The sequence below is a fragment of the Aminiphilus sp. genome, assembly GCF_029975095.1.
Taxonomy (GTDB): domain Bacteria; phylum Synergistota; class Synergistia; order Synergistales; family Aminiphilaceae; genus Aminiphilus.
The window spans coordinates 1-13246 of the sequence record NZ_JARKPW010000150.1 but is presented as its reverse complement, the minus strand read 5'-3'; the positions used below and the strand labels follow the sequence as shown (position 1 = coordinate 13246).

The following is a 13246-nucleotide window of genomic DNA, read 5'->3' as shown; positions in this document are numbered from 1 at the left end:
GCTGCAAACGGCCGCCAAACACCATGAAAACCTTTTTGCACAACTTGACGCACACAACTCCCCCACTCCGGGAGGAACGACCGCTCCTCCGAATGCGCAAAGACGCCCGGGGACCATCCCCGGGCGTCTTTGCGCATTCGTCCTTTTTGATCATTTTCCGTGGTCGCGACGGTCAAAGAAATAAAAACTGCGCCCTTCCCTGGCGGTGATCTGTTTCACCTTCTTCTTCAGGGAAGCCGCGACCTCCACGAGAAGCCCCGGGTGCACCTCGCCGGGAAGGCGTCGGCTCTCCACGACAGCGAGACTCAGCGTGACCAGGGGAACGGTACAACGCTCCCCCGTCCGCGTCTCCGCCTCGTAGCATCCCCGGCAGAAATCCTCGGTGCTGAAAAGCCCCCGTTTTTCCTCGTCGAAAGCCGTGCACACCATTTCCAGTGTGTCGCCGGACACTTCTCCCGGCACCACGAAGACGAAATCGTCCCCTCCCACGTGCCCCAGGCGACTCCGGGGAGGCAGAAGAGAGAGCCCTCGTTGGAGAATTTCCGCGGTGAGCCGGATGAGCCGGTCCCCCCGGAGAAAACCGTACCGGTCGTTGAACTCCTTGAAGCGGTCCAGATCCGCGTAGATCACCGAGAACAGAGGCTCGTCCTCCTGGGCAGTCTTGATCCACCGTTCGATCTGACGGTTTCCCGGAAGACCACTCAGGGGATTGCTGTTTTTCGCCATCTCCACTTCCAGGACACCTGCGCGGGTGACGATCTGCTTCATGGTCACGGTACCGACGAAGGCACCTTCCTCATCCACAACCACCACGGGATCATAAAGCGAGTCCCGGGAGCGCTCCATGGCGAGGCTTGCCAGCTCCGTCACGGCGCATCCCTCGGGAACGGAGAGAAAGGAACTCTGCACCAGGCTTTCCACGGGGCGCTTTTCGTGCAGATGATAGCCGAAGGCGCCGCCGGTACGGGACGAGAACCCTTCGCGCGTGACAAGTCCCACCGGCTTCGCCCCATCGAGGACGACGAAGTGGTCCAGGTTGCCGTCCTTGCGGAAAAGGCGGTGTACGTCCTCCCCGCGCATGCCCCCCTTGGGCAGGGCGAGACAGCGTCGCACAAGGGAGTCGATGCTCTCCAGCGTGTCCGTCGACGCACCCTGGGAGGCGGCCCAGAGCACCTTTGCCGTCTCGAGAAGATGCGCCGGAGGCGTGGCGCAGGTCCGCGCCGGCGCGGCGAAAAGATAGCCCTGGGCGTAACGTACCCCGAGACGAACGAGGCATTGCAGTTCCTCCAGGGTTTCCACCCCTTCGGCGACGATCTTCGCGTCCACCTGGGCCGCAAAGTCGCAGAGAGTGCGCACCAGTTGGCGCCGGTAGCCATCGTTCTGAATGTCCCGGACTAGAGCCATGTCGAGCTTGAGATACTGGGGAGAACTGAGGATGAGCATCCGAAGGCCGCTGAACCCGGCTCCGAGATCGTCCAGGGCGAGGGGAATTCCTGCGGCGCGAAAACGAGCCGCTGTTTCGGAGAAACGCCGGTCGTCGTCCACAGGACTTTGCTCGGTGATCTCCAGCACGATCATTTCCGGAGAAAGCCCCGCTCTTCGGAGAACCTCCGGAGTGAAGGCGTCGATGAAACGGGGGTCCATGAACACCGAGGGACTCACGTTGAAGAAGAATCGGGCACCGCATTTGTCCTTCATGGCTCCGATAGATGCAAGAGCCGCTTCGCGGCACGCCTCCTCCGCCTCCCAGTCCAGCGAACAGGACGCAGCGACACTGAAGAGCGCCGCTGGGGATTCGAGAGGAGGGATCTCTCCCCGGGAAAGGACCTCGTATCCCCACACGCTCCCCGCTCCCACGTCGACGATGGGCTGAAAGACCGAATACACGGCCCCCTCCTCAATCGTCGCCACGAGCACATCCCACTCGCGCGCAACATCCGGCGCCATCACAGCGAGCCCCATGCACCATCACCCTTCCCGCATTCCTGCGGAGCAAGGGTACCATCTCTTGTTTACGGGTTTCTCGCAACTACGTAACAGCTTTCTCGCCGGCGGCAGGGGATGGTTCGGACGACCTATTCGCGGGCACTGTCGTAGATGGCGGCGAACCGGTCCGAATGCTCCCGGAAGAAATCCAGCAGACGAGGATGGAAATGTTCGGGGCGCACGCGCCCGTCCCCTTCGAGAATGATGCGGCGCACTGTCTCGTGGGGGAGTTCCGGTTTATAGGCCCGGGGGGAACGGAGGGCGTCGTACACGTCCGCCAGGGCCACCACACACCCCTCCCAGGGAATTTCCATTTCCTTGAGACCGTTGGGATACCCACTGCCGTCCCAACGCTCGTGATGGCTGACGCAGATGGTTCTGGCCATGGAGAGCCACCGGGCGTCACCGAGAATCTCCGCCCCGGCCCGGGCGTGCCCTTTCACGATCTCGAACTCCTCCGCGGTGAGGGGGCCGGGTTTTGCCAGAAGCTCTCGGGGAACCCGCAATTTTCCCAGATCGTGCACTCTGGCGAGAAAGAACATCTCTTCCTGCTCTTCCGGGCTGCGTCCGAGCACTTCCGCAAGCATCCGGCAATAGGCTCCCATGCGCTGCAGATGCTCCGCCGTCTCGTCGTGATAGAGCGCGGTGAGTTCCTGGAGTTTTTCCACAAGATAGTGGTAGGACTCCTTGATTTCCCGTTGGGCCCGCTCCATGTAGAGGAAACCCGCCAGCGCCGATGCCACCGGGATAAGCGTGTCGAGAAGCTCGCGGTCCTTCCCGCGAAAACGGGCGAAGCTCATGGTGAGCCCCCCCACGGGCTCGCCTCCCTGCAGCAGCGGCATGACCACCTCCGAGGTTATTCCTTCCGCGACAGCCACATATTCCTCGTCCTCGTCCACCCGCTCTATCCAGTGGGGCTCGCCCGTCCGCACCGCTCTTCCGACGAGGGATTTCGAGAGCGCTACGGGGGTCAGGAGCGGTGTTCTGTCGTATCCCGCCCACGCCACGGGGAAAAGGGTGTCCTCCTCCAGGCGGTCGATGATCACCCCCGAAGCATGCCCCACCTCGAGAATCGTCTCGGCGATGCGCTTCATCTCGGGCACCATGTCGCCACGCCGGCTCACCGTCTGAGCCACCTCGAGTGTTTTGCCCCAGACGCGCTCGCGCTCGCGAAGGGCATCGTTCGTCTCCGTCAGGGAGACGTTCATGGCGTGCACTTCCTCGTGAAAGGCGTTGATCTCTTCCTGCTGCCCCGCAATGACGCCGAAAACCTCCGCGATGGTATCCAGTACGGAGGCGATTTCCTGGAACGTGACCCGTTCCCTCTGCCGCGCCACGGCCTCGCCGGTACGTTCGATGGCGAGGGCGAGTTCCTCGGATGTCCTCGTTCTCTCGAGCTGCTGCCGTACCTGGCGCAGGAGTCCCTCCAGACGGAGGATCTGGGGGCGGAAACTGTTCCGCCAGAGGTGGAGAAAGAAGAGGAGCACGCCTCCCAGAAGAACGAAGAGAAGAAGGGAGGGAACAAGGGCTCGGAACAGCGCTCCGAGGACCGCCGAGAACGGAAGGATCACCGCCGCGGCGAATCCCTCCACGTCGAGCGGCTCCACCCGTATCCACAGGGCCTCGCCGACGGAGGGAAAGGGAACGAAATGCCACCCTTCGCTCCCGAGAAGTTTCCGCTCCAGAATCCCCCGGTCCGCCACGGCATTGCCGAGGGGGTGCACACTCTCCCTGGGGGCTCTCCAGATCACCCGACCGTCGGTGCGGATCAGCAGGGGCACAAGGCTCGGCCCGGTGAGAATGGACAGATCGTCGAAGTTCGGACGGAGGGCGAGCAGATAGGGCGTGTTCCTCCAGACCACATCCGTGACGAGCAGCAGCTCTCCCCTGGGGTCGAGAAGGGATGAGATCACCCACCCGGAAAAGCCCTCCCCCCTCCTCGCGGAGAAGAGTTCCTTGGGCAGTTCGATTCCCGGAACGAGCGCTCCCCGGATCACCCGGGTCACCCTGTTTTCTTCAACCACGGCGAGGATTTTGAGATTCGGCAGAAGGTGTTCCGTCTCCCGGGGATTCCCCGACGCGAGCAACGCCACCTGAGGAAGCGCCCGCTCTCCGAGACGGCGAAGCTGCAACCGGGTTTCCTCGGCGAGAAGGTTTCCCCGCTGAAAAAGGTGCTCCGTCTCCATACGAACCGTGGTCATCGCCTGGAATCCGAGGATGACCATTCCCAAAAGCGACATGAAAACCACGAGATTGAGGAAAAGCCTCCGGATGCTCATGGAAAAAAGATCCTGTCCCAAACCTGCCAGACACCCCGGCGGAACGTGGCGGGATAGAGCGGCAGGTGTGCGTCCCCCGCGGCATCCACCGTAAAGGGACCGTCCATGCCCTGCACTCGCTCGAGCGACCGAAGACCCTTAATGATGCCCTTCCTGTCCGGTCCTCCGAGGCGTACCGCCTCATCCAGCATGGCCAGCGCGGTGAAGGTGGAGCGGACGGCGACGGGCTCCAACTGCTCCGCATACCGCTCCCGGAGAAACACCGCGAAGGGATGTCCCCCTGAAAGCAGATCCGGAGACGCCCTCAGCAAGCAATGCGCACCCTCTCCGAAACGCCCCAGAAGCGTCGACCCTCGCTCGGTTACGCCGAGGCTCGCAATCCAGAGAGAAAGACCGGGGAAAAAAAGACGCAACTGTTGCGCCACCATGGCCATCGGGTAATCCGCGAGAACCAGAAGCGCTCCGTCAAGACGCTCCTCCTCCCGCAGAAGGACAAGAAGTTCCTCCCGGGAGAGGGCGTCGTCCACGGTGAACACCCGCAGCGGCGCCTCTCCAACCGCCTCCCGGAAGCGGGCCAGCAACCGCCCGGAGAAGGTGAAATTCGTCTTGCCCAGAACCGCCACATAGCGAGCAACCCCACTGCTTCTCGCCATTCCGCCGAGGAACGCTCCTTCCTGCGCGCTGTCCGAACGCGTCCGGAAAAGCAGGTCTCCCTCGCGGGCCAGCACTCCCGAACTCACCGTTGGAGAGACGGCGGCGATGCCCGCATGGTCCAGGTAGGGAAGCAGGGTCTCGGCAAAAGAGGATGTCACTGTGGCGATCAGCACATGAGCCCCGGCGCGGTTCGCGGCCTCCACGAGAAGATGGGGGCGATTTCCCCGGAGAATCACCGGGCGATACCGCACTCCTTTTTTCGAGGCATCCTGGTTGAGGTAGTCCATTCCCCAAAGGAGAGCCTCTTCCATGCGGGAGACACCGAAGAGGAGAGACGCTTCCTCTTCGGTGCAGATCGCGACCACGACATCCCTGGTGCGGAGTTCCGGCACCACCACCGAGAGAAGGATCGCGAGCAGGAACAGAAGACCGGCGGCGGCAAGATTCCTTCTCAGGAGGATCGCTCCTTTCCTTCCATGCGACGCAGTCTCTGCAGACGGAGAAGGGCACTGATGTCGGGCGGTTCCCCGTTTCGGTCCGCCGGGACGTCCTCGACAGGTCGCACCGAAGACCCGTGCGGTTCATGGGCGAAAACCGGTTCCCGAAGAGGGGGAACAGCCTCGGGCAAGGCGCACCGCGCTTCGGAAAGGCCCTCCCGGAAGGCGACTTCCGAAGTGCGGGAGGATCCTTCGTCCACATGATCTGTCACGAAAGAGCGAAGCACATCGCCCACAACCAGTGTCTCGGGAACCTTTTGCAGGTCACGCCGGAGGGAAGCGACCTCGCTGGTCTCCTCCTGTCCGGCAAGACACTCCATGAGAGAACTTCCCCAGAGAAAGGCGAAGCTGTCCCGGACATTCCGGGACAGGACGAAAAGACGCTCCTCCCGGCTCATGTTCCGAAGCAGTGCGTCGAGCATGTCCGCCGCACACGCCGGCAAAGGTCCCCTCCACCCCTCGAAGGCGGCCAGGGCCCAGAGGCGTTGCAGGAGCGAAGGATTTTGTGTGACGACGGGATGTTCCGTCACAGAGGCGTTTTCCACGAACTCGGCAAAAGCCTTTGCTTCCTGAAGATGTCTGGGTGAATGCCAGAGGCCGGGCTGGGCGAGGAGTGCCTCCGGAACAAAGAGAATTTCCCGTCGCGCCGCAAGGAGATCCGCCACGCGAAGTCCTTCTCCGGAGGTCAGGCTCAGAATCTCCGGGGAGGAAAAGAGCAGGCTCAAGGGCGTTTTCCGGAGGAGCTGTTCGAGAGGAAAAACGAGTGCCATGACATGGGCGACGGACGTGTCGTCCTCACCGCAGAGACTCAGGATTTCAGGATCCGAAAAAAACACTCCGTGTTCCACCACGAGAAAATGACAGACCAAACGTCTTCCCGCGGGGAGTTTCAGCATGTTCCTCGGGAGCAGATCCGCCTCGCCACCCGTTTCCAGGTGAAGGAGCGCCGCGTCCACGACCTTCAGATACTCGCGCTTCTCGTCACGCCGCATGGTGGAACCCACACGACCGGAGCGTTCCCGCAGAAAACATTCCGGAGGGAAATGTCATCGGAGTTCCTTTGGAGAGCATTGCACACGACACGGCCATCGGACTCCCTCCATCGATTCGACTTTTGAAAGCGCTCCTCCACCCGCCGGAGCACACCGCTGTATCACGGACATTCCTCTTGCCCTGGATGGGCAAGAAAACTCCTCCGGAGCAACGCTGTGGAAAAACGGACCCGGAGCATGGGAGGAAAGGGAAAAACGATCCGAACATATCTCTTTTCATTGTACAAGATTTTCACTCCCCTTTCCCCTTCCTCACGGAATTCCTCACGTATCCGGCGCCCCCCTTCGTCATCGTCTCGCACGTCGCACACAACGCGCAGGGGGGAATCCGTCTTCCCTTTCTCCGGGGCAGCACCCACAGAGAGAAAACCGTTCGAAAGACACCAGGTTTTTGCAGTCCACGATGGGATTTCCGGCGATTCCTCTTTCAAAAAATGCGATTGAAGGACTTGATTATTAATGACCTTATGAAAACATTCCCCTCCTTCTCCGTGCCTCTCCTGTCCGGAACGGGAAACCGGGCGCCCGAAGCAACACCTTCGTCTCCTTTTCTTCGGCCGGGGCGAACTCACTCCTGCGTCCATCGAGCGCACACGGCGGCGGCGACTCCCCCACTCCACCTTCCACCGCGTGTAAACAACCGCCTTTTTAGACAAAAGAAAGCTCTGAATAAAGACCTTTCGCTTGCCCTTGACTCGGGTCGCATCAGGCTCTGCGAGGCGCTCTGCGGAGCCGGCGTAGCCTTCTTCAGAGGTTTCAAAAACCTTTCGCGAAGATCGGAGTATCCTCCCCCCTGTTCGATCCTCCCGGGTGGTATAGTAGGGGAAATGGATTCCGCTTTCCCGGAAGGATTGAGAGAGTCATGCCGGACAAACTCGACATCTCGCTCCTCTATGTGGAGGACGAAGCCCTCATTCGTCTCGCCGTGGCACAAATGCTCAAGAGATTCGTACGGGAGCTGCACACCGCCTCCAACGGCGAGGAAGGCCTCGCCGTTTTCCGCACGATCCGCCCCGACGTGGTCATGACGGACATCCGCATGCCCATCATGGACGGCATTGCTCTTGTGGAACAGATTCGACGCATCGATCGGGAATGCATCGTCATCGCAGGAACCGCCTACAGCGACACGGAATATTTTCTCCAGCTCATCGGATCGGGCGTCAATCACTATCTCCTCAAGCCGATTCGGGAAGAACAGTGCCTGGAGGTATTGCAGAAGAGTTCCGAAACCATCCGGCTCAAAAAAGAACTGAAGCGACACTACGATTTACTCGAAAGAGATCTCCAACTCGCAGGCAACCTCCAGCGCCGGCTTCTTCCCGAGACCGACACCGGGAGAAAGCCTGCTTCGGTGCGTACTCTTTTCTTCCCCTTGCAACACGTCAGCGGCGATTTCTTCGACTACAGATGGTCCGAAAATCGACGATTTCTTCAGGGATGTCTCATGGACGTGATGGGGCACGGTCTCTCAGCGGCACTCCAGGTCTCTGCGCTCAGTCTTCTCTTTCGCCAGAGCTGTGAGCGAAATCTCTCCCCGGGAAACACCCTTGCTTTCCTGAACGCCGAACTCGTCCCCTGCCTGAAGGGAGAATCCCTTGCCGCCGGGATCGTCTTTCTCTTCGATTTTTTCCGGGGAACGCTTGACTACTCCGCCGCAGGCGGAGGGCAATTTCTTTCCCTCGCGACTTCGTTTCGAGGATTCGTGCGCTCCCCTGGCCTTTTCCTCGGCGTAGACAGCGATACTCTGTACGACGAGCAATCCATGTCCATCGGCCCGAACGACGCGTTCCTCTTCTTGAGTGACGGATTCCACGAGTCCTTTCCTCCGCAAAAATGCGACGCCGACCTCACTCTGCCGCAGGCGGAAGACATCCTTCTCGAACTCGCCCATCTGGAGACGCGCACCGACGACGCCTCCGCACTTATAATCCACGTGGATCCCGCCTGATCCCGAAGAAGCACTCCTGGTCGTCCCGGCCCTCCATGCATGCCATCCTGGCGCCAACAGATGATGGAAACTTCCTTCCGGAACTCCAGGCGCAGCTTGGCCGATCACGACTGACCAGCCCCCAAATTGAGTACCACGAGGAAAGTTAGGGAAGCTCTGAATAAAGACCTTTCGCTTGCCCCTGGACTCGGGTCGCATCAGGCTCTGCGAGGCGCCCTGCGGGGCTGACGCAGCCTTATTCAGAGGTTCCTTAGTATCGACGGCTCCCGGAAAATCAGCCCTCCGTCACGACGGTACTTTCTGTGACATGCTCCCGGACATCTCCCGGTTGTGGAAACAGACTAACTCTTCCAGTGGTACCTTTTAGGGGAGCATGTCACGACCAGGAGCGCTTTCTGCACTTCATCGGGACACACAGAAGAAATATTCGCACCTTGCGACACGGCACAAACAAAAATGAAACTCAAAAAGTCGCTCCTTGAAGAACCTCTCTTTAGCGCCTCGCCCTAACCGGATATTTTCCACCCCACCCCCCGGCGCCTTTCGACCACACATATACCGCAGGAAAAATCCCTTCCCTCATCCGTCAGGAATGGAAAAGGCCTGCACACTACACGCTACATCCATCCTTCGTCGTCCTGGACATTCATCTCCCAACAGCAAACACATTGACGACCTTGTAGCAAAAAATCCTCTCGCAGGAACAACAACAACGTCGGTGTCCGTTTTTTCTTTTCTGCACCGACAACAGCACAACAGATCCTCGAAATCCCCGTCTCTCCGCGGCGCTCTCTGTTTCACGTGAAACTAAAGGGTTGCTCTGGCCGAAATGCCACCTGTTTTCTATCGAAGAACTGCGTACAACTTCCAACACGAAACTGACATCTCCTTTTGATCAGCATAGATCAATCTCTTCATTCTCTCTTTTTTCCAGAACACCGACTCCTCCACCTCAGGATCCCCGGAAAACGTCCTCTTTCCAAAACCTCGTTCATTTGGTCCTTGTTCAACCCCCTGCCACTTTGAACCCGCTTGGCGCACTCACAAAAAAAGAGCGGTGCTCTTTCCGCCATCGAACGGAGAGAACACCGCTTGTGTTCCGAGTACCTCAAACCTCACCTGTCGTTAATTGTCCCCTACATGGGGTAAATACCTTCCTAAATCCGCTCGGAGAGGGGAGAAAGCTCGCGTACGCGCTTTCCGACCCGAAAGGCTATGAGCGACACGACAACACTTTTCAAGAGATCCGGAACGATGAAGGGCAACAAGCCGATCTTCAGTGCGGTAAGCATCGAGACCGATTTCCCGGCGACGTAGTTCAGATTCAGAAATAGGCCTGCCACGCCAAAAACGTAGATGGCTACAAGAGCCGATGCACAGGCAAAGACATAGCGCCAGGGCGACTCGCCCCATCTGTCCAGCTCCACTACGCGCCCTCCAATCCACGCTGCCGCGATGAATCCCAGGAGAAAACCAAAGGACGGGGAAAAAAGTGTCTGGATTCCCCCCGCTCCCCCGGCAAAAACCGGAAGTCCGAACAAACCCATGAGAACATACAAGATTTGCGCAAGAGCTCCCCCCTTCGCTCCCAGGAGGATTCCCGAAAGAAGCACGAAAAAAGTCTGCAGCGTCATCGGAACAATCGGAAACGGAAGAACGATCAGTGCTCCCACTGCCGTCAATCCGGCAAACAACGAGGAAAGAACCATCATGCGTGTACGTATCACTTCAATCGCCCCCATGTCAACGTTTTTTATTTTTTGGTTGACACTTGGAGTATACGAGAAATGCGCTCTTTCCGCAAGCGCGTGTGTCATCTGCGCACTTTCATTGAAATTTGAGGGGTGGAAATGAACTCCATTGGCGCATAAAAGCGTTTATAGGTATTGACCTTTCTTGTTCTTTGACGAAACACCCCTGACTTCAACGCTGCTTTCCCGGAGCCCAGCCCCAGACACTTGTGTCGTTGATTTTTTGTCTTGTTTGTTACGCGACAGGCTAAAACCGATCCCGGGGGGTACGGACAAAATCTTGGACTTGAAAAGAGACAAGAATGTCCATGTACTCAAGAGAAGAACGATTTCGATCGTATCGTGTTTTTCCGAGATCGACGTGCCATTTTGCGGAAGAATGACCGGGGTGGTCAAATTTGCGTTGACGAAACCAAATGATTCCTGTCTGCCGAGGATGCCCCACTGGCGCTCAGAGCACTCCTCCTATTGAAAGTGCTCTGAGCGCCATAGAGAGGTGTTCCTTCTTCTTCCGAGGTGATATCTCCACGGTACTTTCGTCCACGTTGAAGACGGACGCAGTCTTTCTGACACTTCGCTGTTGTACAAGCACTCCCGCACACATGATCCGATACTCCTTCAGCCATTTCTATTATGCAACAAACAGCAGGCACCCTCTCCCGTCCAGGTCTTCCCTGAACACAGAACGCCATATTTGCTTCCACGATCGCACCGCAGCCGTGGTCAGTGGTCACATGTGCAGGAATCGGGATGTCCCTTAGATACATTTTTATGGGTGTCTGCGACAGGAAAAAAACAAGGAGTTGCGGCGAAGCGCGTCCACGCGCGGCTGGAGGGGACATATCCGGATTTCGACTGCTCCTACCGGACCGTGGCCTCCCACGTGAAGGAGAAGAAGCGGGAGATCTACTCCGACGTCCGGGCAGCCCTCATTGGGAACACAGCGCTGGAGAAAGTGTCCACCCTCTTCTTAGGATCGGCGCTCCCACGCGAGAAGAAGGCCGCGTTGCACATGCCCGTCAAAAAGAGCTTCCGCCTCTTCCTCCATCGAGCGTGGCACGGCAACGTCGAAGATCACCGAAGCCCCGAACTCCGGGGAGAGATCGCTCTCCACAATTCCGAAAACAGCGAGACGGCGCAAAAGGAGCTGGTATCCTTCGTAGGGAACGGTCACACGAAAGAGCCGAGAAAGACGACGCTCTCGGACTCCCGCCAAAGACAGGGCTTCCGTAGCCACACCGCCGTACGCATCGATAAGTCCGCGAACCCCTAACTTGATGCCTCCGAAATAGCGGGTCACCACAACGACGACATGCGTGAGTCCACTCCGAAGAATGGCACCTAAAATGGGTTTTCCCGCAGATCCCGAAGGCTCCCCTGCATCCGAATAATACTCCCGCACGGAGGGATACCCCACCCGATAGGCCCAGCAATTGTGGTTGGCATCCGCGTATTGTCTCGAAATGTCCCGAATATGATTCCGCGCCTCCTCTTCCGTTGCGGCCTGTCGAACATGACCGAGAAAAAGAGAGCGACGTATGGTGCGCTCCGCCTTCGCGGGCATCGCAGGTTCGAGAAAGGAATCCTGCTGCTCCGCCGTCTTATTCTTCACCCGAAATCTCTCCGTCCCATCCTTCTCTGAGCCTGCCGTACGTGGCCTCCAGGGCTTCAGGAACGACCCGGACTTCGCCGAAGACCGGCATGAAATTCGTATCGCCATTCCAGCGAGGCACAATATGCAAATGGACATGCCCGGCTACGCCCGCTCCCGCGACCTTCCCGACATTGACCCCCAAATTGAATCCCTGTGGGGTCATGATCTTTCGTATTACCCGCAGCCATTGTCGAACCGTGCGGTGCATTTCGAGCAATTCCTTGTCGCAAAGCTCATCATAGTCGGCAACGTGCCGAAAAGGGACTACCATGATATGTCCTGGATTGTACGGATAGATATTCATAATAGTAAAACACGTCTCTCCACGATGAAGAATGAAGGTCGCGTGATCATCCCTGCGTGCGGGGAAATCGCAGAAGATACAACCACTCGGAGGAATCGAACCAATGTAGGACATTCTCCACGGAGCAAAGAGTCTTTGCATGAACACATCTCCTTATCCATTCCGTCCGCCATTGCTCTTTTTGGAGAACGCCGAAGAAATCCGAGCGCACACTTGCTCCTCAAAAAACGCCCTCCGAAAAAGGAACACACCCGGTTTGTCCATTCAAACACAACGGTGGCAACGACGGCTCCCGATGATAGATTTCAACCGGAGTGGTATCCGAGGCAACTTGCATGGCCATTGTGAGAAGCGATACGTGCTGCCCCATTCCTCTCGACGCACGCTTTGAACGTCTTTTCCTTTGGGCAAAAAGCCGTTGCAAGAGACTACCCTCACAAGAACGACCTCACCGAATGGTCGCATCTGCTCTCTTCACCCACAGGCTCCTCTTCCGAAAAGATCTTCTTCCCCACACTCAAGAAGAAACGGAAGGAGGATGTCTTTTATTATTCTTCAAGAAAGCTCTGGCCAAGTGGAGGTTGTCCCTCTCTCGACCTCATCACGTTTTTCCGAGATCGGCGCGGCATTTTTCAGACCTTTCTCAAAGCATACCATAAAGAACCACGTCGCAGATCGCACGAGAAACGCGACGACGTTCTTTTGCTTCGTCTCTCGTTTCTCCTTCTTCACCTTTAAGAAATTCTGGACAAAAACCTTTCGCTTTCCCTTGACTCGGGGGGCGCATCAGGCTCTGCGAGTGCGCTGCGGGGCTGACGTAATCTCGAAGCTCTGAATAAAGACCTTTCGTTTTCCCTTGCCTCAGGTCGCATCAGGATCTGCGAGGCACCCTACGGGGACTGACGCAGCCTCATTCAGAGGCTCCCAGAGATTTCTTAGATTGCCCGTCATTTTTTTCGACGCCCTCACGAACATGTTGCCCTTCCTCGTGGTCACATTCCTCTTCATCAGTGGGTGCAAAAGAAGGACTGAAGGTAGATGTTTCAAGAGCAGCCTGATTGGACACTCGCCCGAAGGGTATGTTTCACGTGAAACATACCCTTCGACAACACCGGGAA

At 58.0% G+C, this 13246-nt stretch carries 9 protein-coding genes; 1 reads left to right on the top strand and 8 read right to left on the bottom strand.

Translation table 11 applies throughout. The annotated features are described in order from the left end of the window. Positions 1-150 precede the first annotated feature (150 nt). From Q1K49_RS09260 to Q1K49_RS09245, 4 genes are all read right to left on the bottom strand, one after another. Positions 151-1962: a bifunctional diguanylate cyclase/phosphodiesterase gene (locus Q1K49_RS09260; protein ID WP_300525398.1), complete on the bottom strand. Its 1812-nt coding sequence runs from the start codon at positions 1960-1962 to the stop codon at positions 151-153. Between the two features lie 113 nt (positions 1963-2075). After that, positions 2076-4265, bottom strand: coding sequence for an HD domain-containing phosphohydrolase (locus tag Q1K49_RS09255; RefSeq protein WP_300525395.1), 2190 nt, complete (start codon positions 4263-4265; stop codon positions 2076-2078). Further along, a complete protein-coding gene (locus Q1K49_RS09250) occupies positions 4262-5311 on the bottom strand; it encodes an ABC transporter substrate-binding protein (protein ID WP_300525392.1) in 1050 nt (349 codons plus the stop codon). Before Q1K49_RS09250 ends, Q1K49_RS09255 begins: the two co-directional genes overlap by 4 nt. 59 nt (positions 5312-5370) lie before the next feature. Further along, on the bottom strand, positions 5371-6420 hold the full coding sequence (locus tag Q1K49_RS09245; protein WP_300525389.1) for a hypothetical protein: 1050 nt from the start codon (positions 6418-6420) through the stop codon (positions 5371-5373). Between the two features lie 910 nt (positions 6421-7330). On the opposite strand from Q1K49_RS09245, the gene Q1K49_RS09240 reads away from it, so the two are divergent. After that, complete coding sequence (locus tag Q1K49_RS09240; RefSeq protein ID WP_300525385.1) at positions 7331-8419, top strand: response regulator; 1089 nt, start codon at positions 7331-7333, stop codon at positions 8417-8419. A 1157-nt stretch (positions 8420-9576) separates the two neighbouring features. Here Q1K49_RS09240 and Q1K49_RS09235 read toward each other — a convergent pair. From Q1K49_RS09235 to Q1K49_RS09220, 4 genes are all read right to left on the bottom strand, one after another. Beyond that, positions 9577-10146: a biotin transporter BioY gene (locus tag Q1K49_RS09235; protein WP_300525382.1), complete on the bottom strand. Its 570-nt coding sequence runs from the start codon at positions 10144-10146 to the stop codon at positions 9577-9579. Between the two features lie 994 nt (positions 10147-11140). Continuing rightward, positions 11141-11782, bottom strand: coding sequence for a YigZ family protein (locus Q1K49_RS09230; RefSeq protein WP_300525379.1), 642 nt, complete (start codon positions 11780-11782; stop codon positions 11141-11143). Then, positions 11772-12269 (bottom strand): HIT domain-containing protein, encoded by a 498-nt coding sequence (locus Q1K49_RS09225; protein ID WP_300525376.1) that lies wholly within the window; start codon positions 12267-12269, stop codon positions 11772-11774. The genes Q1K49_RS09230 and Q1K49_RS09225 overlap by 11 nt, the downstream gene beginning before the upstream one ends. A gap of 720 nt (positions 12270-12989) precedes the next feature. After that, on the bottom strand, positions 12990-13246 hold a 257-nt coding region (locus Q1K49_RS09220; RefSeq protein WP_300525373.1), incomplete at its 5' end, for a hypothetical protein.